This window comes from Enterococcus sp. AAFC-DPL-5182 (genome assembly GCF_058216605.1).
In genome coordinates, this window is record NZ_CM177101.1 from 2,872,735 (window position 1) to 2,896,950 (window position 24,216).

Consider the following 24,216-nt stretch of genomic DNA (forward strand, 5'->3'; position numbering starts at 1 on the left):
AGGTGCTTTTTACCTCATTCCATTTTTATCTTTTTTCCGAAGAGTTAGCCCATGCAGCTTACTTGATAGCTATTTGTCTCGAGACATTCTTATCATATAGGTTCCAGTAAGGGGAGAGTCAACACTATTCTCAGCCTTTTTTATTTTCTTTTTTCTACTGTCACAACAGCATAATTGAGCAACTCAATCACTCTAGAGAAAAATAATGCTTTTGAAAATGTTTTTCCAGTTTCAGATACACTGAAAGCTTCTTTAAATCGTTTATCGATTGCTTTATAATGTGGGGAAGCAACATGAAAATGACCATTTTTTTCAAAAATTTTATGATATTCAAGTTCAAAATCAAGTATGTTCGATAATGCCATTAATTGTTCAGCTGAAACCATGATCGTACTGTGAATCATTTCCTCGTCCAATTCTTCGACACAATAGCTTTGTTTGGCATCTAGAAAGTATAAATCACCATAAACAATCGGATAGCTTGTTTCACCGATTTTCATAAGACCATTTTCTACAAAGAGCTGGATAAGTTTAACTTTATCTTGATGTTTTTCTTCCGAGATCACAGTTGAATTTTTCTTATATTCACACAAAAAATTGCCAGTCATAAATAGACACTTCCTTCTTATTTCATTTATTGCCTAATTAGTAGCATATAATCTAAGTATACATCATTGCTGTAGAAAAAAGATGCACTGCAAAATAGGATTGTAAAAGAAGCTTTTTTTTTGGTAAGCTATTATTAAATAAAAAAAGAAGGTGCATTATGAACTATAACTTAGTAAATGATTATCATATCGCAGTACCTACCGCCTTTTATAATGATGAAACCCTAAACATAAATGATACGATCGAACATATCCTCTACTTGCAAAATATAGGGATCGGTTCAGTTTTAGTTTGTGGTTCAACGGGAGAACAACATAGTTTGACTTTACAAGAAAAGGTTTCACTTTTGAATGCCATAGAAACAGAATCAAGAATTAATAGTAGCTTGAAAATCCTCTTTGGAGTAGCTAGTATTCGCCAAAAAGAAGCTATTGTTTACGTAAAGCAAATTTCTCAAGTTCTTAAAAAACCAATGATTATCTACAATAATCCCAGGAGAACAGGATTTGATATAGCAATAGATTCACTTATTGATATTTTTCAAGAAGCTAATATTATTGGTATCAAAGAAGTTGGAGATGGCACTCGCATTCGTGATTTAAGAGCTTCAATTAATAAGACCATCTATATCTATGCTGGTGGAGAGATTGGTATCAAAGAAAAAATCGACCAAGGGTTCAATAGGTTGTCTTCTGTAGCAGGCAATTTATATCCATTAGAAATAAAAGAATGGTTCCACTCACTGTTAAACGGCTCAACTCAAAACTTTGCTAAACAAACAGAATTGGATAAATTATTTGAAGATAGCCCATTAGTTTATTTAAAAAAGGAAATATCAAAAAAAGAAAACATATCCATGGGCAGTACTAGAAGTCCTTTGGGAAATATATGAATGAGAGAACTTCGTTCAAAAATTAACTTTGGCTTTAATAATCAGAATTCTTAATACAAGGAGGTCATTTTAAATGGAATATATGGATGTTTACACTTCAAAAAAACAGAAAACAACCAAAGTCCACTCCCGTGATATCCCAATGAACCGTGATGACTATCGCTTTGTGGTTTCAGTGTTAATTTTTAATAGCTCTGGTGAACTACTTATCCAAAAGCGGCAATCAACAAAAAAAGTATGGTCAAATTGGTGGGATTATACTGCTGGTGGGGCTGTTATTGAAGGAGAAGAATTGTATCAAGCTGCTGAGCGTGAGTTACTAGAAGAAACAGGAATTGTTGTTGATTTAAAGGACACACCCAGTCGCTTAACTGTCTCCTTTGAAGAAGGTTGGGATGAAATTTATTTTGTCACAAAAGATGTCACTCTTAAAGAATTAGATTTACAAGAAGAAGAGGTCAGTGAAATGAAATGGGTAACTGAAAAAGAGTACTTAACAATGCTTAGTCAGAATACATTTATTCCTTATATTTATGCGAAATCAATTTTTGATTTTTATCGCAGTCAAAGTGAATATCTCCATTAAAAATACTTCTTACTTTATACTCTCATTTTTGTAAGGTATTTGTTCGCTGTTTCCCACGCCAAATCCGTACATTTTTTTTATACTAGAAAAAGTTAAAAAAAACATATAATTAGGAGAATGAAATGAACGGAAATCAATTAAAACTTATGATGATGGGCTTGATGTTTCTAGATCATCTTACCCCACTATTACCACCACAATTTAGCACGCCAATCCACATGTTGTCTCGCTGTGTTGCTGTATTTTTTGCTTTTATGGCGGTTGAAGGACTTCATTATACTAGAAATCGCAGAAAATATTTGTTTCGTCTCTATGGCTGGGCAGCAATAATGTTTGCTGGTAATACTATTATTAACACAATGATCGTTAAAAACCCAATGTATCAGATTCACAATAATATTTTTCTCACGTTGGCTCTTGGTGTTACTATTTTAGCACTAATCGATTATGCAAAACATGCTCACGAGTCTGTCTTTAAAATACTCGCAAATATTCTAGCAATTATTTTGACAGTAGCAACTTTTCTAGGTTTGATTCCTGCTGAAGGAGAATTTGTTGTTATTCCATTTATGTTGCTTAGTTATTTCTTCAGAGACAATGCTAAAAAGAGAAATATCTCCTATCTTATCTTTGCGATTCCTTTAATTATAATGCCTATTCTTGGCTTACCCAATTATTCTTTCGAGATGATCAAGGTGCAATTAGAAGGTAACTCTGACTTTTTATTTATTACTGTGATTCCTTTTATCCATTTGTATAATGGTGAAAAAGGTAGTAATAGCCCTTTCTTCAAATATTTATTCTATGTATTTTATCCTGCACATTTATGGATTATTACTTTGATTACCTGGTCTTTGAATAGTTAAGGTTAAACAAAAATAAAAGGATCGTGTCAAAATACTTTGACACGATCCTTTTTCCATGCTAATCTATGTATAAACGCTTTTACAACTTGAATAAACGTTTATACGTGAGTGGTTTCTATAAAGTGTTAAATTAGCGATATATTTTGACCGCTCTTCTTATTCGATCATTTAAGTTGTCAATAATCAAAAATTATCTTGTTTTCAGGACTAGCTTTTCTGTAGAAGATAAAAAAGTGAATGCGTACTTTCAACATTTAATTTAGGAGGGATATTATGATTTACCAATCAAAAAAAGCGCTAGTTTTATTGATTTCAAATGTGGTCATTTTCTTTTATTTATACTTTGATCACTTGAATGCACTACGTTTACATTCGGCTGACTTTCTTGCATTGTGGGGGGGATTCTTTGTAAAACTTTTGTTTATTCTAGTTATCGCTAATATCATTGTATTGATTGTATTTAATCTACTTAATGATATGTTTAGCAAAAATAAAGCACCAACCATTTCTGACGAACGAGATCGTTTGATCGAGTTAAGAGCTGTTCGAAATTTCTGTTTCTTATTAGCTTTTGGTTTCTTTTTAGCTATGGCTGCCATTGCAATCCATCAACCGATCTCCACAATGTTTACGATTTTAGCTTTTACTGTATTGGTCTCAGACATTATTTCTTATGTTTCTTATATTTTCTATTATGAAAGAGGGTATTAAAATATGGGAAAGTCTTTGATCAGCAATACGATCCGGAAACAACGATTTATGCATGGAGAAATGACGCAACAAGCTCTAGCAGATGCTGTAGGTGTTACAAGACAAACGATTATTTCACTTGAACAAGAAAAATACTCTCCTTCTTTGGAACTAGCATTTAAAATTGCTAAAGTATTTGAACAACCTTTAGATGAGGTTTTTTCCTATAAGGGATAGTCGTAAATATATAAAGAAACGAGGAAAAATATGAAAGCAATCATTTGTACAGGATATGGTGATCCTGATGTACTTCAGATGCAAGAAGTTGCAAAACCTGTGCCCAAAGACAACGAAATTTTGATAAGAATCCATGCAACAACTGTGGCTTCTGGCGATTGTGTAGTGAGAGGCGCAAAAAAATATGGACCGATCTTGAAGATCATGTTTGGTTTAAAGCGACCTAGACAACCAATTTTAGGAACCGAACTTTCGGGTACCATTGAAGCTGTTGGAGCCAATGTCAAAAAATTTAAAATTGGCGATGCGGTCTTTGCGTTGACAGGAATGAAGTTTGGCGGTTATGCAGAATATATCTGTCTACCTGAAAACAGCATTATTTCATTAAAACCTGAAAATGCGACATTTGACGAAGCAGCAGCTTTATCTTTTGGCGGAACAACTGCACTGCATTTTTTAAGAAAAGCTGGCCTAGCCCCTAAGACAAAAGTGTTGATTTACGGTGCTTCTGGTTCCGTCGGTACAGCTGCGGTACAACTTGCAGCTCACTTTGGAGCAGATGTGACTGGGGTTTGTAGTAAGCAAAATCTTGATTTAGTACATTCGCTAGGGGCTAATATTGTTATTGACTACACCTCTGATCATTTCAAAACATTGAATGAAACCTACGATATTGTCTTTGATGCAGTTGGAAAATTGAATAAAACTAAAGCAAAACAGCTTACAAACCAAAATGGCAAATTTGTCTCTGTAGCTCGCGGAATGGTCAAAGAATTGACAGCCGATCTGTATCTGCTCAAACAACTCTTTGAAGAAGAAAAATTTAAAGCCGCCATCGACAAACGTTATCCCTTAAAAGACGCAGACAAAGCTCATGCTTATGTAGAAACTGGACGAAAAAAAGGCAATGTTATTTTGACTGTAGTCACAGAATGATTTCTCTCAACAAAAAACGACAAAGTCAGTTCAAAACTGTTTCACTTTGTCGTTTTTTTTAATTACTTATTTATATTTTGCTTGAACTTTCTTAGGCAATTTGCCAAGAACTAATTCATAGGATTTTCTTAAAAAAACTGCAAGCTGCTCATTTTCAAATGATGAGTTTTCCAACAAAAATGAATTCCAATGGGTTTTATTCGCATAATATCCTGGCACAACATCTGGATATTGCTCTCGTAACAGTTCATTCTCTTCCGGATCACCCTTAACTGTCATCACTCGTTCTCCAGCTTTATTTGTTCCGAGCATACAAAAACATTTTTTTTCGATTCCAAAATAATCGCAATCCCAATCTTCCCGATAATCAACCGTTGCTCCTGGCCATTTCTTTGCTTCATCTTTTAAATACTGAATTCTTTCCTTCATTCACTGATTCCTCCTAACTAAAAAATGTAACGGACTCTCGCTAAACTTTGAAAGAAATCTGTCCCTAGAATTAGCGGTAAATCTAGACAGCGTCACAAAAAAAACTTAACAGATTACCATCTGGATCTTTGATGATCGCATAATATTGCCCCCAAAATGCCTGCCAAGGTTCTCTAAAAATCTCATAACCAAAGCCATTCATTTTTTCGCATAGCTGATCGATTTCTACTGGAGAATCACAAAGAAACGCTAGCTCGATTTTGTCACCTTCATTGTTAGGCGGATAGCCATACACACCTTCAATCATTTTTTTAGTGTTCAATGAAATCCTTACCCCATCATTATTAAGTTCTACGTACTCAGCCGTTGTTTCTCCTAAAACCTTAAATCCTAAGCGTTCGTAAAATAAAATTGCTTCTTCCATTGACTCAACAATGATTCCCACCATATCTAATTTCATTTGAATAACCTCCATCTTTGTTACTCTATTATAATCAGCTACTCAATTTTTGTCTTGTAAAATACCGACATGCTGCCGAATTTCTTGTGGTGTTAAACCCGTCATTTTTTTCATTTTCCGACTATAATGTGCTTGATCAAAAAAATCATATTTTTCAACTAAATCTAAATGCTTTATTTGAGGGTTCACTATTAACTCTTGATAGACTTTTTGAAAACGCAATACATCAAATGCTTCATAAGGAGATAATCCCGTCTCCTCTCTAAACAAGCGTTGCAAACTTCGTTCTGAAATCTCCATTCCAATCGGGCGACAGTGGTTAGTGATAAACTCATGGACTGGTGCTGAAATCCGCTTAAACTCTAGGCAATTCAAGCGTTTTAGAAAATACAGGTCTAAACTTTCGATCAACTCTGAGAACGATTTTTTTCCTGATACATTCTCTTTTAAATCATTTATCATCCTTCTTTCAATTAAGCTAAGTTCAACTAATTGATTTTTTAGTTCTTTGAATGATGTATTGAAAAAAGAATACATGCCACCTAAATAGTACCGAATTCCTAAATAAATAGTTGGTTCATCGGCATAGGAATAAAAAAATTTCGTGTTTGGACCACAAACATTCATCGATAAAATATCCAGTTCTGGACTCAGTTGCACAATTAAATCCGAACATAAATCTGGAATTATCCGGGCTGGTTCATTTAACTGATCCGTATAACTAAACCAATAGGATTGAATGTGAGAACATAAACGGTGATCGGGCTTTATTTCTTGATACTCACTTTTGATCTCTTGCCAAACTTTAGGTTTATAATTCATGAGTCATTCCCCCATACTTGTGTTATCAGCCTTACTCTCTCTCCTTATAAGCCATCGTTGCATGTACTGCCTGCTGCCATCCATCATATAGCTCGTTTCGTCTTTCTTCTGTGATTTTTGCCTCAAATCGTTTCCCAGTATGAGTAAATGATTTGATTTCAGCTAAATCGTTCCAAAAACCTACTGCTAAACCCGCTAAATAAGCTACACCTAAAGCGGTTGTCTCGGAAAAATCTGCCGCTTCAACTGGTCTATTAATGATATCTGCTTGAAATTGCATCAGCAAATCATTTTTTGATGCTCCTCCGTCGGCTCTGAGCAGTTTGATTTCAATACCAGAATCATTCTCCATTGTTTTGATTACATCGGCACTCTGATAAGCAATCGATTCTAATGTTGCTCGTATCAGATGCTCCCTTGTTGTTCCTCTGGTGATTCCAAAAACAGCTCCACGTGCTTCTTGATCCCAATATGGAGCGCCTAAACCAGTAAAGGCGGGAACAACGTAGACACCATCAGAATCAACAACTTGGCTAGCCAACGCTTCTGATTCACTAGCATTTTCAATTAATTTCAATCCATCTCGCAACCACTGGATAGCTGAACCAGCCACAAAAATACTGCCTTCTAATGCATAAGTAACTTTTCCATCAATCCCATAGCCGATGGTGGTCAATAAACCTTTTTCAGATAAGATCGCTGTTTCACCTGTATTCATCACAATAAATGCACCTGTACCATAAGTATTCTTGACCATGCCTTTTTCAAAAGCTGCTTGACCAAATAATGCGGCTTGTTGATCACCAGCCATCGCAGCGATCGGAATACTTTCTCCATAAAAATGATAGTCTTGCGTATACCCATATACTTCTGCATTTGAACAAACTTGGGGTAGCATCTTTCTAGGAACCTGTAATAAATCTAAGATGTCTTGATCCCAATCTAATGTATGAATATTAAACAACATCGTTCGGCTAGCATTTGTGTAATCCGTCTTGTGGACTTTTCCACCTGTCAGTCTCCATAATAACCACGTATCGATCGTACCGAACAATAACTGTCCAGATTCAGCCTTTTCTTTCGCGCCTTTAACATTATCCAATAACCACTTTACTTTAGTTGCGGAAAAATAAGAATCAATGATCAAACCTGTCCGTTTTTGAATAAAATCTTGATAGCCCTTTTCTTTGAGTTCATCTGCGATTTCACTGGTTTGTTTTGACTGCCAAACAATGGCACGATGAATTGGTTCCCCTGTATCTTTATCCCACACAACGGTTGTTTCACGCTGATTTGTAATACCAATTGCCTTGATTTGAGCAGGCTTCAATTTTGACTCGATCAATACATCTGCAATGACAGATTGAACAGAATTCCAAATTTCATTTGCCTCATGCTCTACCCAGCCGGGATTTGGAAAATATTGCGTAAATTCTTTTTGTGCTTTGGCAATTTCCTGCCCTTCATGATTAAATAGAATTGCTCTTGAACTCGTTGTTCCTTGATCTATAGATAAAATATATTGGTTTTGTTTCACGTCTTGTTCGCTCCTCGAAAATGATACTTTTATTATAAAACAAAGTACCATTAAAAGTCCTGTTCTTTCCTAAATAAAAAAAGATACTAAGTTAAAGCATATTTTTTATGGGTTCATCCTTCTGATAACTATAAAATCAGGATCTTTGGAAACTACAGCATGTAATAGAGATAACGGTTTATAGCATTTACACACAGAACCACCCTTTAAATTCTAATCTTTTTTTAATAATCCGTTTTTTGTTTATAGAGAGTTTCCTTCCTTACCATAGAAGTTTAAAATAAAACTCTTCGGAAAACGTTATCAATTCAAGTTTTGTTTCCATTTTTATATTGAAAAAGAAAAACACTCTATTTTTTTTTAGATTAACATATTATTAAATGGTCAAAAAATCAATTTTCTGATAAACTTATCCTGATGGCTTCTTTGAAAGGATGAAATATATGACCCCGAATCGTGAAGACTACCTAAAACTGATTTTTGAATTAGGTGGCGATGAAAATAAAATCAACAATAAGCAAATCGTTTCCGGTCTGGATGTCTCTGCGGCATCTGTTAGTGAGATGATTTCAAAATTAGTAAAAGAAAAACTGGTTGAGCATTCACCTTATCAAGGTGTCCAACTAACTGAGCTAGGACTCAAAAAAGCGAGTACACTCATTCGCAAACATCGATTATGGGAAGTATTTTTAGTTGAACATTTAAACTACTCATGGAATGAAGTTCACGATGAAGCAGAAGTACTAGAACATGTCACCTCACAAACATTAGCAAATCGTTTGTCTGCGTACTTGAATCAACCAAAATTTTGTCCTCATGGCGGTGTTATTCCTGGTGATGATCAGCCTGTCCACGAAGAAAAACGTCAAACTTTGATCGATTATCCTATTGGCACTAAGATCCGCATTGCACGTGTATTAGATGAGAAAGAACTACTTGATTACTTAGTAGCGATCGACTTGCAGATTCACGAAGAATATACGATCGATGAAATCGCAGCATATGAAGGACCCATCAGTATTAGTAACAATAAAAAAGAACTAGCGATCAGCTATAAAGCGGCAAGCACGATTTTCGTTGATCGACTATAAATATGATTTAAACGGCAGGAGCAGAAACATTTTCTGTTCGGCCCATACTAGAAAGCGGGGAAATGAAATGAACGAAAAGATAGCTTTGTTTACTATATTTGGCGGCACTGGTGATTTAGCAAAAAGAAAACTTTATCCTTCCTTATTCCGTTTATATCGTAAAGGAATATTAGCTAAGCATTTTGCAGTCATTGGTACGGCAAGAAGAGAATGGTCTGATGAACACTACCGAGAAATCGTTCGTGAGACGATCAAAGACTTAAATCCAACAGTTGAAGAGGCAGAAACATTTTCAAGTCACTTTTACTATCAGTCCCATAATGTTAATGATTCCGAGCATTACGATACCTTAAAAAAATTATCTGATACATTAAATGATGACTATCAATTAGGTGGCAATCATATTTACTATTTAGCAATGGCTCCGCAATTTTTCGGTACGATCGTTCAACACTTAAAATCACAAGAAATTTTAACAGATAACGGCTTTGATCGTTTAGTTATTGAAAAGCCCTTTGGCTCTGACTATGCTTCTGCTTATCAACTAAATGAAGAAATTCGTGCAGTTTTTCCTGAGAAGGATATTTTTAGAATCGATCATTACTTAGGAAAAGAAATGATCCAAAATATTTCTGCGATTCGCTTTGCCAATAACATTTTTGAATCCCAATGGAATAATCGCTATATTGATAATGTCCAGATTACATTTGCAGAAAGTCTTGGTGTTGAAGATCGTGGCGGTTATTATGAACACAGTGGTGCATTAAAAGATATGGTTCAAAACCATATCTTGCAAGTTGTAGCACTATTGGCAATGGAGCCGCCTGTTGCTTTTTCAGAAGCTGAAATTCGTGCAGAAAAAGTAAAAGCCTTACAAGCAATTCGTCTTTATTCAGAAAAAGAAGCCTTAGAAAATTTTGTTCGCGGTCAATATGGATCCGGTAAACTCGACAATCAAGAGTTTGTTAGTTACCGAGAAGAACCAAATGTCGATGAACATTCTCAAACCGAAACTTTTGTTGCTGGTAAATTTTTGATCGATAACTTCCGTTGGTCAGGCGTTCCTTTTTATATCCGCACAGGAAAACGTCTAACTGAAAAAGGTACACGTATCAACATCGTTTTCAAACAAGTACCAGTCAATGTCTTCAAAGATGATATTGATAAATGTGGTGAAAAGACCGATTTACCTCCAAATGTCTTAACCATTTATATTCAACCAACAGAAGGTTTCTCAATGACACTCAATGGAAAAGAAATTGGTCAAGGTTTTACAACTACACCTGTGAAATTAGATTATCGTCATAGCGCAGAAACAACTGGAAATAGTCCAGAGGCCTATGAAAAATTGTTATTGGATAGTTTAAATGGTGACGGAACAAACTTCTCTCACTGGGATGAAGTTGCTCAATCTTGGCGCATCGTTGATATTATTCGTCAGGCTTGGGATAAAACCTCTGTTGAGTTTCCTAATTATGCCGCAGGATCAATGGGTCCTGAAGCAGCATTTGAGTTGTTAGAACAAGATGATTTTACTTGGGATTGGCAACCTGACGTTTGGTACCGTGAACGTGGCAAACTTTAAGATTTTTGGAGGAAAAAATGAAAAATATAAAATTTAATGGGGTAATTTTAGGTACTTTACTCACTCTATCACTTGGAATGAGTACACAGTCATACGCTGAAGAAGCTTCCACATCAGACACTTTCGTTGAGTCAACTACGCTGACTACTGAGACTGAGACAACGACTACCACAGTTGACTCGGTTTCAGTAGATTTGAGCAGTTCTGATTCTACCGAAACTGAATCGAGTGAATCCATTGAATCGACTGAGCAATTGTATTTTGATGACTATTATCTTCCATCTAATCGCTCAGATTTAAATCCAGTAGCTCGAAGCAGTAACCTACTCCGCAGTTCAATGGATATCGTTCATGCAGGCGAAGCCAACAGACCCAAGTCACAATTTATTGATATATCGTCTCATAATAGTTCAATTTCAGTTGCGAATTTCAAAAAAATGAAAACATATGGTATTAAAGGCGTCGTTGTGAAACTCACTGAGGGCGATTATTATATAAACCCATATGCTCAAGAACAGATTAATAATGCTACGGCTGCTGGTCTGAAGGTTTCTGCTTATCATTATGCTCACTATACAACTGGCAGTAGTGCCTCAAAAGAAGCTGCATATTTTGTTTCACTCGCTAATCGGTTCAAGTTACCAAAGTCTACAGTTATGGTGATTGATATTGAAGAAGGAAAAATGTTGAATGCTAATTTGACACCTAATACTACAACTTTCGTTAACACGCTAAAGTCTAAAGGTTTCTCTAATACTATGTACTATATGAATAGATCTTACGCTACAAGCGGATATTTTTCTGTAAGCAAATTTGGTGCTAAAAACATGTGGGTTGCACAGTATCCATATACACCAACTGCTAATATGAAATGGAATAACGAATTCTCAGCTTGGCAGTGGTCTTCTCAATATTATATTCCTGGTATAGCGCACCCCTTTGATATTTCCATGGATTATACTGGTTATCTTGAAAATGGCGCCCAAGGGAAATGGCTCGGCGCTAATCAATACGTAACAATCACCAAAAAGAATTATTCAATTTGGTCAAACTTTAATTTTAATTCAACAACCAATTCTACAACGAATCTTTATAATCAAACGTTTAAAGTAAGTGGTATGTATAAACATATGAATGGCGCTACCTACTATTCACTCTATGATAATAATGGCAAATGGAAAGGATACTTGAACGCCTCTGCAACAACGAAGGCTTCTGGTCCTCAAGGAATTTGGCTAAATGAGAACAATTATGTGACGCTGACTAAAAAAGGACAAACGCTTTGGGGCGATATCAACAAATTCTCCAGTAAAAAAGGCAATTCAACGAACCTTTTTCAGCAAACTTTTCAAGTCAAAGGAAAATATCGACATGTTTCCGGTGCCACTTACTTCTCACTCTATGATAATAAAGGCACATGGCGGGGTTACCTAAATGCTAATGGCGCAACTAGTGCAACAGGTCCTCAAGGAGCTTGGCTAAACGAAAATAAATATGTTACCCTGACTAAAAAAGGGCAAACACTTTGGAGCGATATCAATAAATTCTCTAGAAAAAAAGGCAGTTCAACGAGTCTCTTTCAGCAAACCTTCCAAGTCAAAGGGAAATATCAGCATCTTTCCGGTGCTGTTTACTACTCGCTTTATGATGGAAAAGGCAATTGGAAAGGCTATTTGAACGCTGCGGGTGCTAGTTTGGCAACAGGTCCTCAAGGTACGTGGTTAAAAGAAAACAAATATGTGACGCTGACTAAAAAAGGACAAACGCTTTGGGGCGATATCAATAAATTCTCTAGCAAAAAAGGCAATTCAACAAATCTTTTTCAACAGACCCTTCAAGTCAAAGGAAAATACAACCATGTTTCTGGTGCCACTTATTTTTCACTCTATGATAATAAAGGCACATGGAGAGGCTATCTAAATGCTAATGGGGCGACTGCTGCTTCAGGAGCTCAGGGTGCTTGGTTAAAATATGATAAAAATGTAACGATTGAAAGAAAAGGCTATACGCTTTGGGCAGACCTCGATAAATTTTCTAGAAAAAAAGGCAATACAAACACCCTTTACAAGAAAAATTATCTTGTTAAAGGAAAATACAACCACTTTTCTGGGGCTCTCTACTATTCAATTTATGACAATAAAGGAACTTGGATCGGTTATCTAAACGCCGATGCAACAAAAAAATAGCTCATTAGCTTAGTCTTTAAATAATCTATAAAAAAAGAGTATGAAACAAAATCTGTTTCATACTCTTTTTTGCTCACTTAACGATACTTATTCTTCGAATCCTTCAGCTACAGCTTCTGGGTAATTTTCTTCAACAATTGTAGCACAACGTCCGCATAAATGTGGTAATTTTTCATCTTCACCAACATCTGTACGTACCGCACGACAACGATCACAAGTCTCACCTGCTGCTTTTTCTACAAGAATCGACATATCATCAAACTTTTCAACATTTTCAGGAACTTCAGCTGTTCTAGCTGCTAATTCAAAGTCAGACACAATCAACAATTGAGCGATATCTGCATCCACCGCTGTTAATAGCTCATGGATTTGTTCATTAGGGTAAACAGTTACTTTAGCTTCTAGAGATTTACCAATCAATTTAGAGTTGCGTGCTTCTTCTAAGGCTTTTAGAACATTGTCTCTAAAGTCCATAAATGCTGCCCAAGTATCCAATAATTCTTGTTGATTTGCGAATTCTTCATAACCTGGAAATTCAGCTAATTGAACATAATCTTCCTCTTCTTTTAAGAAGCTCCAGATTTCCTCAGAAGTATGTGGGATGATTGGCGTCAATAGTTTTGTTAAGGAAACAGCTATTTGATAAAATACGGTTTGCATACAACGACGTTGGTAGTTATCTTCCGCTTCGATGTAAACTACATCTTTAGCAAAATCTAAATAGAATGAAGACAGATCAACTGTTAAGAAATTCATAACAGAACGATAGATCTGCATAAAATTGTATTTTTCATAGCCCTTTTCACGAATTTCTTTGATTACTTGGTTTAGTCGAACAACCATATATTTATCCACAGAACGTAAATCTTCATATGCAACAGTGTGTTCTTTCGGTTCAAAATCATTCGTATTTGCTAATAAGAAACGCATTGTATTACGGATCTTGCGGTATACTTCAGAAACTTGATTTAAGATATCCATTGATACGCGTACATCTGCTTCATAATCTACACTACTTACCCACAGGCGTAAAATATCCGCACCCATTTGCTTGATTACTTTATCCGGTAAAATTGTATTGCCTAGTGATTTACTCATCTTACGTCCTTCGCCATCTAATGTAAATCCTTGAGATAAAACGGCTTTATAAGGCGCTACACCATTGATAGCTACACTAGTCGTAATACTTGAATTAAACCAGCCACGATACTGATCAGAGCCTTCTAGATACATATCAGCTGGGAATGTTAGTTCTGGGCGTTGACGCAATACAGCCTCATGAGATGAACCAGAATCAAACCAAACATCCATAATGTCTGTTTCTTTTGTAAATTCACCATTTGGAGAACCAGGATGTGTAAAGCCCTCTGGCAATAATTCTTTCGCTTCACGTTTAAACCAAACATTTGAGCCATGCTCAGCAAATAAATTTGCTACATGCTCGATTGTTTCTGGTGTAATGATCGCTTCACCATTTTCTGCATAGAAAATCGGTAATGGTACACCCCACGCACGTTGACGGGAGATTACCCAGTCACCACGGTCACGGATCATATTATAAAGACGTGTTTTGCCCCAAGGAAGAATCCAGTCAACTTTTTCAACTTCATCTAAGATGTTTTGGCGGAATTTATCAATCGATGCAAACCATTGCGGTGTTGCACGGTAAATAACAGGTTTTTTCGTACGCCAGTCATGTGGATAACTATGTGTAAAGAAATCCAATTTTAATAGCGCATCTTTTTCATCCAATAACGCTGTGATCATTGGATTTGCTTTATCATAGAAAACTCCTTCAAATCCAGGTGCTTCATCAGTAAAGACACCACGATTATCCACAGGTGAAAGAACATCTAAATTATATTTTTTGCTTACGATGTAATCATCTTCACCATGACCAGGTGCGGTATGAACTAAACCAGTACCAGCATCTAAGGTTACATGATCTCCTAGCATCACTAATGATGTACGATCATAAAATGGATGTTGAGCAGTCATATATTCCATATCTTTACCAGAAATCGTTTCAAGAATTTCAACATCATCCCAACCGATAGCTTCTTTTACAGTGTCTAAAAGATCTTTGGCTACAACATATTTTTTACCGTATGCTTTGACTACAACATATTGATACATAGGGTTCACTGAGATTCCTAAGTTTGCAGGAAGTGTCCACGGTGTTGTTGTCCAGATTACAAATGAAGTATCCGTATCTAGGATTCCTTTGCCGTCAACAACTTTAAATGCAACGTAAATAGATGCTGATTTAACATCTTTATATTCAATCTCCGCTTCTGCTAATGATGATTCACTTGATGGAGACCAATAAATTGGTTTTAATCCTTTATAAATATAGCCTTTTTCAGCCATTTTTCCAAATACACGGATTTCTGCTGCTTCATAAGAAGGGTCTAATGTAATATACGGATGTTCCCAATCACCAGCAACACCTAAACGTTTGAAATCTGCACGTTGTGTATCAACTTGTGAACGTGCATACTCTTCACATTTTTCACGGTATTCAGCTAAAGTCATTTCTTTTCTTTTGATCCCTTTATTTGTCAGCACTTGCTCGATTGGTAGACCATGTGTATCCCAACCAGGGACATATGGAGAACGGAAACCTGACATAGATTTTGAACGGATGATAATATCTTTACTGATTTTATTTAATGAATGCCCCAAGTGAATATTTCCATTGGCATATGGCGGTCCATCATGAAGGACAAATGTTGGTTTTCCTTCGTTTAGTTCTTGACGTTTTTCATAGATTTTTTGTTCTTCCCAATCTTTTTGCCATTCTACTTCACGATTTGGCAAATTCCCACGCATTGGAAAAGCTGTTTTTCCCAATTGCAACGTTTCTTTCATTTTCATTTTTCTTCCTCGCTTTCATTCGTAGCTTTTTGATAAATAGAACACTTATAAAACAATCACTTGCTCTATGTTTCATCTGATATTTTTGTGATTTACTAGTAAGGTTACTTCTCTCACTTCGTTCACAGCAAAAAAGTACCTTCATCCCAAGGGACGAAAGTACTCGCGTTACCACCCAAATTTAAAATAATCGATCAACTCAATTATTTCCTCTGTTGATTGTTAACGAAATCACTCGTCAAGTTTTACTTAGTTCAAACTTGAGTAAAATAGAGGATCTTTTCAATACCAGGGTCTGTCAAACTTTCACTATCATTGACTCGCTAAAAAGAATGGTTATTGACTTTTCTGTTCTATTTATTTACGAAATTATTTAGGATCTTTATTTAATAAATCAAGCATTGCTTTTGGATCGATCGCAGCTTGTTCAAGTGTTGGTTCCTCTACTACAGCAACTGGCTCTGCCGCAACATCATCACTTTTGTCAAGTTCTTGCGCTAAAACTTCTTTGATTACTGTATGTGAATCACTTACGTAACTTGAGAATGGTTTTAATAATTCATTCCATTCTTCGCTTTTCACTTGTTCTAATTGCGCTTCTAACATTAAACTTAAACGTTGATGGAAGACACGTGTTTTCTTCTTCAAATCATCTGTTTCAGCAGCTAGTTGACGTGCACGATCCGTTGCATCTGTTAGAATTTCTTTTGCTTTTTCTTCCGCAGAGGTAATAAGATTACTTGAGCGTTTTTCAGCTGATGAAATCATTTCGTTCGCTGTGTTTTCAGCAGACGTAACGATTACTTCTGATTCTTTATTTGCACTAGTTTTTACTTTATCAGCAGTATCTTGTGCTACAATAATTGATTGATTCAATGCATCTTTCAGTTCATTGAAATACTGTAATTTTTCTTCTGCATGTTTTAATGATTTTTCAAGTTCACGTGTTTTTTGAAGAGAATCTTCATAATCTTTCGTTACTTGATCTAAGAAATCATCGACATCGTCTTGGTTGTACCCTCTCATTTTTGTAGAGAAGTTTTTGTTTTGAATATCTAATGGAGTTAATGCCATATTCCTTCACCTCTTTGGATTATTTTCGTAGAACTCCCAGTAACAAACGAAACTTGTCCTTTTTCGTCTTCCCCTCTAACTCTTGAATTTGGATGCGTCCAAAACCTCTAATTGATACTATATCTAATAGATCTACTAGGAAATCCGGTCTTGTATTCTCCGTCCAATTCACTTTGACTTTTCCAGATTCGATCAATTGTTTTGATCTCTGTCTAGATATATTATATACGCTAGAGATCAAATTATCCAGACGTAACGAACTTATTGTTGTCCGCTCATGTGTCCAGTCATCTTTTGGAAGGATCATCTCCGTATATTTTCTTTTTTCTAATCTTACTGATATTTTCCCAATTTTTTCTACCTGAGTTTCTACAAAATTAGCTATCTCTTTAGCGACAAATACTTGCCACCTGTCATTATCAGAAATAATATCACCAAAATACTCTCGCTTTATTCCTGTATTGACTAGGGTACCCAACACCTTGCCATGTGATAATGTAGAGAATTTTATAGGATACACGATTTCTAGTAGTTCAACTTCAAAATCGTCTTCCTTTGGTTCATAGTAATCAGGATAAATCAGGCAACGTTTTCGTTCAGCTTGTTCATACCCACCATAAAATTGAAATGAAAGATCACTATTCTGACGAATCAAGGTTTCTACTATATACGCCTGTCTAGGATCTAAAAAATCTGATAAGTAAGGAGCATACTGACTTTCAACTTGTTCTAACCAATCGCCTACAGAATCAATAAAAGGATGCTCATCTTTTCGAAAATGTTGGTACACATTTGCGTTCATAGATAAATCATCCTTTCTTTTATTATTACATAATTGATTGTAAAATTCGTCCTAGTCCACTTGCAGCTAGATTCAGCACAATGATGGCAATCATAACATTAAAACCAATCATACCTATGTTCAAGTTTAATCGATCAAATAGGCTTAGATAAGGTTCAGAAATTCTTGAAATCAAACGGCCAAACATAGAATCATACGCTCCTGGAAACCAAGATAATAATGCATATATAATTAAAACGCCTGAATAAATTCGAACACCTGTATATAATAGAAATATAAATAGAGCGATACTCATTACCTCCTAACTAAAAATCAAACATTTGTTTCTTAGCTAACGATTGTGCAGTAGCACTATCGATTTCTATGTTTGATGGTGTACAAAGAAAAATTTCATCTCCTACACGTTGAATGTCTCCATCTAATGCGTAAACAGTTCCTGTAAGAAAGTCCACAATTCTTCTTGCTTGATTTTCTTCAACTAAATGAAAATTAATCAACACAGCATCACTTGCAATAATATGTTTTGCAATATTCATCGCTTCAGAATAAACTCGTGGCTCAATTATTGTAATTTTACCTGGTTTGCCTGAATTATGTGTATCTTGCGAACGTTTAGAATTTGAGTTATTAGAACTACGCATGGAGACAACCTTTTGCTCATTAAATGCTGTTTCCTGCCGGCTTTCTTTCTTATCTTGATGCGTTTCTGTTGAACGATAACGAGCAGATGGCTTTTCGGTTAAAGGCTCAGTTGCAGTCGGTCTTGGTGGTACCTGTGCTTGTGTTTGTCGAACCGTCTGTCTTGGCTGTTGATTCACTACCTTTTGCTCTTCGTATTCATCATAATTATCATATTCATCTTCACCAGATAATCCAAAAAAGCTCGATAACGCATTTTTACTAAAAATTGACATAGATTCCCCTCCTTTACGCACCTCTGAAAATTGCTGTTCCGATTCGTACAAAAGTTGCACCTTCTTCAATAGCAATTGGGAAATCATTACTCATTCCCATGCTAAGCTCTGTACATGGTGCATATGACAGATGCTGATTATTTATTGCTAACTGTAGTTTTTTTAACTGAGAAAACACATTGTGAAGAACTTGTTCAGAAGCATTTAACGGAGCCATAGTCATCAAACCTACGACTTTGATTCTATCAAATGATGCTAATTGTTCAATAAAATCAATTACTTCATCTGATTTGAATCCGTGTTTACTTTCTTCACCAGTGATATTCACCTCAACAAAACAGGAAATTTGCTTCTCTGCTCGTTTTTGGATTTCCTCTGCTAATTTTAAACTATCTAAAGCGTGAAAATAATCTATCTCATTTATTATTGATTTTACCTTCCTACGCTGTAAATTACCAATCAAATGCCACTTAATAGATGAAAAATTTTTCAGTGCCATTTTTTTCTCTAATAATTTATCGACTCGGTTCTCAGCCATATTCTCAATACCAAGTTCAGCAAGCTTCTTGGCAGTGTCTTTTTCCACTGATTTAGTCACGGCAATCATCGTTACATCATTATCTGATCGCTCTGCTTTTTGGCATGCTAGCCGAATTTCTTGATTTATTTTTTCTAAGTTATCAACTAGCATGATCAAAAATCGCTCCTATCTTTTTCTGCGGAAAAATGGTGGTGTGTTTAATTCATCGTCATTATTTTGTGATGGCTCTTCACGATGAAATGTTTCAAAATCTTTTTTCTCAACATTTTCAAATGTTGTGTCTTCGACTTTAGGTCGTACGTTTTGTTCACGACGGATATCCCAATCACCAAATGCACTTGTCTCTTCTTGAGGTTGCGGTTGTGATGGTTTTGATTGTTCCATATCCAATACTGGTGCTTGTTGAACCGTTTGGATTTGAGTAGGTCTATTTTGACGTTGAGGTTTACGATCTTTTTTAGAAGGATCGATTCCAGTCGCAATAACAGTGACACGGATTTCATCGCCTAGATCTTCATTGATTGAAGTACCTAAAATAATATTTACATCACCTGTTGCAGCGCTTGTTACGATATCAGAAGCGTCTTGTGCTTCAAATAATGTCATATCTAAGCCACCAGTGATATTTAATAATACTTGTTCTGCACCATCAATAGATGTTTCTAATAATGGAGAAGAAATAGCTTTCTTAGTTGCTTCGATCACACGGTCTTCACCGCTTGCAACACCGATTCCCATCAATGCAGTTCCTTGGTTTTCCATAACTGTCTTCACATCAGCAAAGTCCAAGTTAACATACCCTGGAGCTGTGATCAAATCTGAAATACCTTGTACTCCTTGACGTAATACATTGTCAGCTTCACGGAATGCTTCAAGCATTGGTGTCTTCTTATCAACAACTTCTAATAGACGGTTGTTTGAAATAATCAGTAATGTATCAACATTTTCTTTCAAAAGAGCAATACCTTCTGCCGCAAAACGTCCGCGTTTTGGTCCTTCAAAGCTAAATGGTCTTGTAACAACACCTACTGTTAATGCGCCTAATTCTTTGGCGATTTTAGCAACTACAGGAGCAGCACCTGTTCCTGTTCCTCCGCCCATACCAGCAGTGATAAAAATCATATCTGCTCCTTGTAAAGCGTCTGAAATAACTTGTTCACTTTCTTCTGCAGCTTTTTGACCAACTTCTGGTTGAGAACCTGCTCCCAAACCACGAGTATATTTAGGTCCAAGTTGGATCACTGTTTCAGCTTTTGAGTTTTTAAGAGCTTGTACATCTGTATTTGCAGCGATGAATTCAACGCCTTTGACGTTTTCATCGATCATACGGTTAACAGCGTTGCCGCCGCCACCGCCTACACCGATAACTTTGATGACAGCGCCATTGTTAATGTTATTATCTAAAGAAAATTCCATAGTATCGTTTCCTCCTGTTTTAATTGTTAGTCAAAAATGTTTGAGAAGAAGTCTTTGATTTTGCCAGTAACTTTTTCACCAGATTCATGTATTTCAGAATCGTCGTAATTATCTTGAGGCGTTTCTGTATAAGTATCGTACTGCACCTCTTGCTGAACTGCGATTGGCTGTGATGATTTGATCTTCTCACCTGGAATCGCACCTTTAGCAATATGGTAAATGTCATTTAGCTGCGCAGAATATTCTACAATGCTAATCACATTTGTAAATACTGGGTTACGTAACCCCATATGATTAGGTACGTATAATTTTACGCTTGCATCAAAGATTTCTTGTGCTAAATCAACAACACCTGGAAGGCTTGCCCCGCCACCAGTTAAGATTACTCCGCCTGGAAGCTCTAAAGCATCAATTTCGTCTAATACTTCTTTAGATTTTTTAAAGATTTGTTCTACTCTGGCTTCAATTACTTCTGAAAGATAACGTTCATCAACTTTTATAGGTTCAGACTTACCGATCACATCAACAGGAAACTCTTCACTGACTGATGTTCTTTCAGGATAAGCATCACCATAATTGATCTTCAACGCTTCAGCATTATTGAATGATGTATTTAATACAATAGAGACATCTTTAGTGACAAACTCGCCACCTTCTTGGTTCACATGAGTGAATTTCAATTGTTTATCATGCATCACTGAGGTTGTTGTTTGTCCGCCGCCCATATCAATAACGATCGTACCAAAATCTTTTTCCCCATCTGAAAGAACTGTTTCAGTTAATGCTAATGGCATAATAACTAATTCATTGACTGTTAAACCAGCTTTTTCAACACATTTTCTAGTATTGTGAATGATTGTTTTGGGTCCAGTGAAAACTACTCCAAACATTTCTAAACGAACGCCGATCATTCCTCTAGGATCTTTGATCCCTTCAAATCCATCTACTGTAAATTCTTGAGGCAAGATTGCTACGATTTGACGTTCAGGAGGAGTTGAACGAACCAGTGCTGCCGATGCTACGTTTCGTACATCTTCATCAGTGATTTCTTTTGACTCACTACTTACAGCGATCATTCCTTGGCAACTTTCAACTTCAAGTAAGTTTGCTGGTAACCCCACATTCACACTTTTAATTTGAATTCCCGCTTTTTCTTCTGCTTGTCTTACTGCTCTTTGAATCGCATTTACTGTTTTATCGATATCGACAATGATCCCTCGATTTAATCCATCAGATTTTGCGTTTCCTACGCCGATGATATTCATTTGACCTTCGATAAACTCAGCTACTACAACTTTCACTGATGTTGTACCGATATCAAGGCCTACATACATTCCTGTCTTTGCCATGAATGGGGTTCCTCCTCCTATTAATTCCAATATGTAAGCGGGCATAAAACGCCCGTTTAAATATATATTTTTTTATGAATACTCACTTCTTTCAATTTTACCATAAAACTAGGCTTTTTAGAAAGCAGATTCTACTATTTTATTCTTTTATTTTTCTTAACTTTATTCTAGCGCTTGCGAAGATTCTTCAATGCTTTCCTCAGTTTCCCCATTATTAAAAGGATATGAGAAAATCCCGACTTCCATATCGATGATTCCTGACTTCTCCATTTGACTTGCAACCTTACTATAATACGCCATTTTCTCCTCTAATTGAGAAATATTGACGATTACTTCGTTGGCATCTTTCATGTGGAGATTAATCAATTCTTTATTTGCCTTAGATGGTGCATAGCGAATTTCTGATATATTTTGCTTTAAATCATCTGGCAATTTATTATAAGAATTCATTAAGCTTTTAATGATCGACTGATCTTTAAAATTTTTGAAAACTGGCATACCGCTTACAGGCGCATTCATTTCTTCTGGCAAAATTTTCCCATTTTCTAGAATAGGATGAAAAATATTATTCACAGATTCTAAAGCAACTACTTTATATTCTTCAATTTTTATATTAAATGAGTTGATTCCATTCAACGAAATGCTTGCTTGTTTTACGCGCGGTATTTGGCGCTTGATTTTTTCTTCATAAATCTTTCTATCGCCAAATTGTTCCCATAAACTCTTGCCTTTCTCTAGTTTAGATTGGGTAATGATTTTTTCACTATCAACAGATTTACTTCCTGTTACACTGACATTCCCTAACTTACTAAGTGGAGAAACAAAATAAAGTACAATCAATATTGCAATAAAAAATACGGAAATGATCAAAGTCAATCGTCGATACAATCGTTTATTTCGTATTTTTTTTATCTTTGGTAAGCGGTCTGCAAAAGATTCGTAAGTTTTCTTTTGTTTTTCTTCTGTTCCAGTTTCTTCAGAAAGTGAGTCGTCTGTTTCAGCTTCTTCATCTTCCTCAGATTTTGCTTCTTGTTCTTTATTTTCATTAGATATTACAGAAGGATTCCATACTGGCTGATCGCCTTGCGTTTTTAAATACTCTAAGTTTTCTTTTTGCCACGGGGTCAAATTCTGTTCGTCTATTTGTTCAGTCGCATCTACTTTTTGGTCTTCTTGACCCCCTGAGTCCTCTTTTTTCTTACTAATCTTCTACACCCCCTATCACGTTATTTCTTTTACCACTTTGTAAAGTCGTTCACCAGCATCTGGAATGCCTTCTTTTTTAGAAGCTTCCGCCATTGATTGATGACGAGTTTCATCCAATAAAATCGCATCGATCTCTGTTGCTAATTTGAGCCCAGTAAGTTCTTGATCCGCAATCATTTCAACTGCTCCTGATTTAACTAAGCTTTGAGCATTCTTTGTTTGATGATCATTTGTGACATATGGACTTGGAATTAAAATCGCTGGCAAGCCTAATGCCGTAAATTCTGCAATAGAGGTTGCTCCTGCACGACCAACCATTAAATCAGCTGCAGCTAGAACCTCAGCCATTTTATCAATATAAGGCTGAATGCTTATGTTTGTCAATTTTTTTTCGGAAAGATTTAGTGTTTCTTGTAATTCTTTATAATACCGCTCTCCAGACGCATAAAGAACCTGATAATTTCTTTGCTCAAAAATGGGGAATGCTTCAATAAAAGCTTGATTTATTTTCAGTGCACCCCGACTTCCACCAAAAATCACCACTGTTTTCTTTTCCGGATCTAATCCATATTCTTTTAAAACATCTGATTTTTTGATCATTACAACTTCTTGAGCTCGTGGATTTCCTGTTAAAACGACCTTTTCTTTAGGAAAATATTCAGCAACATCCGGAAAACAAACAGCTACTTTTGTCGCATATTTACTTAAAAACTTATTCGTCATTCCAGGTATACTATTTTGCTCATGAATAATTGTTGGAATTTTCAACTGCTTAGCCGCATAGACAACTGATCCGGAAACATAACCACCTGTTCCAATCACAACATCTGGTTGAAAATCTTTAATAATTTTTTTAGCTTTTCCAATACTATTCAGGAAAAGGTAAACTGTTTTTATATTCTGTGGACTAAGTGATCGACGAAATCCTTGGATTTTAATCGTCTTAAATGGAATATTATATTTTGGGACAATTTGGCTTTCCAGACCGATTTGTGTTCCTACATACATAAATTCAGTACTAGGATCGACTTGTTTTACATAGTTGACAAAGGCTAAAGCTGGATAGATATGTCCACCTGTTCCGCCGCCAGTTATTAATATCTTCATAATT

At 35.9% G+C, this 24,216-nt stretch carries 24 protein-coding genes; 9 read left to right on the forward strand and 15 right to left on the reverse strand.

The genetic code is table 11. The features are described 5' to 3' along the window. Nucleotides 1–140: 140 nt before the first annotated feature. Entirely contained in the window at nt 141–608 is a 468-nt protein-coding gene (locus AC4BB7_RS13455; RefSeq protein WP_490483374.1) for a hypothetical protein, read from the reverse strand. A 158-nt stretch (nt 609–766) separates the two neighbouring features. Here AC4BB7_RS13455 and AC4BB7_RS13460 point away from each other — a divergent pair, with 158 nt between their 5' ends. The 6 genes from AC4BB7_RS13460 to AC4BB7_RS13485 all read left to right on the forward strand — a co-directional run bounded on the left by AC4BB7_RS13460 (nt 767) and on the right by AC4BB7_RS13485 (nt 4,816). Next, entirely contained in the window at nt 767–1,501 is a 735-nt protein-coding gene (locus AC4BB7_RS13460) for a dihydrodipicolinate synthase family protein (RefSeq protein WP_490483375.1), read from the forward strand. Nucleotides 1,502–1,574: 73 nt separating this feature from the next. After that, nucleotides 1,575–2,087, forward strand: a complete 513-nt coding sequence (locus tag AC4BB7_RS13465; protein ID WP_086313987.1) for an NUDIX hydrolase — start codon at nt 1,575–1,577, stop codon at nt 2,085–2,087. A gap of 122 nt (nt 2,088–2,209) precedes the next feature. Next, nucleotides 2,210–2,953: a TraX family protein gene (locus AC4BB7_RS13470; protein WP_490483376.1), complete on the forward strand. Its 744-nt coding sequence runs from the start codon at nt 2,210–2,212 to the stop codon at nt 2,951–2,953. A 273-nt stretch (nt 2,954–3,226) separates the two neighbouring features. After that, the gene (locus tag AC4BB7_RS13475) at nt 3,227–3,664 is read left to right on the forward strand and encodes a hypothetical protein (protein WP_490483377.1); all 438 of its coding nucleotides are present in this window, start codon (nt 3,227–3,229) and stop codon (nt 3,662–3,664) included. An 18-nt stretch (nt 3,665–3,682) separates the two neighbouring features. Beyond that, nucleotides 3,683–3,880 carry a helix-turn-helix transcriptional regulator gene (locus AC4BB7_RS13480; RefSeq protein WP_212637419.1) on the forward strand — a complete coding sequence of 66 codons (198 nt, stop codon included), beginning with the start codon at nt 3,683–3,685 and terminating at the stop codon, nt 3,878–3,880. Nucleotides 3,881–3,910: 30 nt separating this feature from the next. Further along, the gene (locus AC4BB7_RS13485) at nt 3,911–4,816 is read left to right on the forward strand and encodes an NAD(P)-dependent alcohol dehydrogenase (protein WP_490483378.1); all 906 of its coding nucleotides are present in this window, start codon (nt 3,911–3,913) and stop codon (nt 4,814–4,816) included. A gap of 66 nt (nt 4,817–4,882) precedes the next feature. Here the strand turns inward: AC4BB7_RS13485 and AC4BB7_RS13490 are convergent, their stop codons facing one another. The 4 genes from AC4BB7_RS13490 to glpK form a co-directional block, all read right to left on the reverse strand. Continuing rightward, nucleotides 4,883–5,245, reverse strand: coding sequence for an MmcQ/YjbR family DNA-binding protein (locus AC4BB7_RS13490; protein WP_086313992.1), 363 nt, complete (start codon nt 5,243–5,245; stop codon nt 4,883–4,885). Between the two features lie 82 nt (nt 5,246–5,327). Then, nucleotides 5,328–5,705, reverse strand: a complete 378-nt coding sequence (locus AC4BB7_RS13495; protein WP_490483379.1) for a VOC family protein — start codon at nt 5,703–5,705, stop codon at nt 5,328–5,330. A gap of 42 nt (nt 5,706–5,747) precedes the next feature. Next, entirely contained in the window at nt 5,748–6,527 is a 780-nt protein-coding gene (locus AC4BB7_RS13500) for a DUF6597 domain-containing transcriptional factor (RefSeq protein ID WP_490483380.1), read from the reverse strand. Between the two features lie 31 nt (nt 6,528–6,558). Further along, entirely contained in the window at nt 6,559–8,064 is a 1,506-nt protein-coding gene (gene glpK / locus AC4BB7_RS13505; RefSeq protein WP_490483381.1) for a glycerol kinase GlpK, read from the reverse strand. A gap of 443 nt (nt 8,065–8,507) precedes the next feature. On the opposite strand from glpK, the gene efaR reads away from it, so the two are divergent. The 3 genes from efaR to AC4BB7_RS13520 all read left to right on the forward strand — a co-directional run bounded on the left by efaR (nt 8,508) and on the right by AC4BB7_RS13520 (nt 12,926). Next, the gene (gene efaR / locus AC4BB7_RS13510) at nt 8,508–9,155 is read left to right on the forward strand and encodes a transcriptional regulator EfaR (protein WP_086313996.1); all 648 of its coding nucleotides are present in this window, start codon (nt 8,508–8,510) and stop codon (nt 9,153–9,155) included. A 67-nt stretch (nt 9,156–9,222) separates the two neighbouring features. Next, the gene (gene zwf / locus AC4BB7_RS13515) at nt 9,223–10,740 is read left to right on the forward strand and encodes a glucose-6-phosphate dehydrogenase (protein WP_490483382.1); all 1,518 of its coding nucleotides are present in this window, start codon (nt 9,223–9,225) and stop codon (nt 10,738–10,740) included. Between the two features lie 17 nt (nt 10,741–10,757). After that, on the forward strand, nt 10,758–12,926 hold the full coding sequence (locus AC4BB7_RS13520; RefSeq protein WP_490483383.1) for a GH25 family lysozyme: 2,169 nt from the start codon (nt 10,758–10,760) through the stop codon (nt 12,924–12,926). A gap of 87 nt (nt 12,927–13,013) precedes the next feature. Here AC4BB7_RS13520 and ileS read toward each other — a convergent pair whose 3' ends face one another. From ileS to murG, 10 genes are all read right to left on the reverse strand, one after another. After that, a complete protein-coding gene (gene ileS / locus AC4BB7_RS13525; protein ID WP_490483384.1) occupies nt 13,014–15,803 on the reverse strand; it encodes an isoleucine--tRNA ligase in 2,790 nt (929 codons plus the stop codon). 369 nt (nt 15,804–16,172) lie between these two features. Continuing rightward, on the reverse strand, nt 16,173–16,877 hold the full coding sequence (locus AC4BB7_RS13530; RefSeq protein ID WP_086314000.1) for a DivIVA domain-containing protein: 705 nt from the start codon (nt 16,875–16,877) through the stop codon (nt 16,173–16,175). Nucleotides 16,878–16,896: 19 nt separating this feature from the next. Continuing rightward, entirely contained in the window at nt 16,897–17,679 is a 783-nt protein-coding gene (locus tag AC4BB7_RS13535) for a YlmH family RNA-binding protein (protein WP_086314001.1), read from the reverse strand. A 25-nt stretch (nt 17,680–17,704) separates the two neighbouring features. Continuing rightward, nucleotides 17,705–17,974: a YggT family protein gene (locus AC4BB7_RS13540; RefSeq protein WP_249921845.1), complete on the reverse strand. Its 270-nt coding sequence runs from the start codon at nt 17,972–17,974 to the stop codon at nt 17,705–17,707. Nucleotides 17,975–17,984: 10 nt separating this feature from the next. Further along, on the reverse strand, nt 17,985–18,593 hold the full coding sequence (locus AC4BB7_RS13545; RefSeq protein WP_086314002.1) for a cell division protein SepF: 609 nt from the start codon (nt 18,591–18,593) through the stop codon (nt 17,985–17,987). A gap of 13 nt (nt 18,594–18,606) precedes the next feature. After that, entirely contained in the window at nt 18,607–19,284 is a 678-nt protein-coding gene (locus AC4BB7_RS13550) for a YggS family pyridoxal phosphate-dependent enzyme (protein WP_490485155.1), read from the reverse strand. Nucleotides 19,285–19,299: 15 nt separating this feature from the next. Then, the gene (gene ftsZ / locus AC4BB7_RS13555) at nt 19,300–20,550 is read right to left on the reverse strand and encodes a cell division protein FtsZ (RefSeq protein WP_086314004.1); all 1,251 of its coding nucleotides are present in this window, start codon (nt 20,548–20,550) and stop codon (nt 19,300–19,302) included. 26 nt (nt 20,551–20,576) lie between these two features. Next, the gene (ftsA, locus tag AC4BB7_RS13560; RefSeq protein WP_490483385.1) at nt 20,577–21,899 is read right to left on the reverse strand and encodes a cell division protein FtsA; all 1,323 of its coding nucleotides are present in this window, start codon (nt 21,897–21,899) and stop codon (nt 20,577–20,579) included. Between the two features lie 162 nt (nt 21,900–22,061). Continuing rightward, nucleotides 22,062–23,027 carry a cell division protein FtsQ/DivIB gene (locus AC4BB7_RS13565; RefSeq protein ID WP_490483386.1) on the reverse strand — a complete coding sequence of 322 codons (966 nt, stop codon included), beginning with the start codon at nt 23,025–23,027 and terminating at the stop codon, nt 22,062–22,064. Nucleotides 23,028–23,120: 93 nt separating this feature from the next. Then, the gene (gene murG / locus AC4BB7_RS13570) at nt 23,121–24,212 is read right to left on the reverse strand and encodes an undecaprenyldiphospho-muramoylpentapeptide beta-N-acetylglucosaminyltransferase (RefSeq protein ID WP_086314007.1); all 1,092 of its coding nucleotides are present in this window, start codon (nt 24,210–24,212) and stop codon (nt 23,121–23,123) included. Between the last annotated feature and the right edge of the window lie 4 nt (nt 24,213–24,216).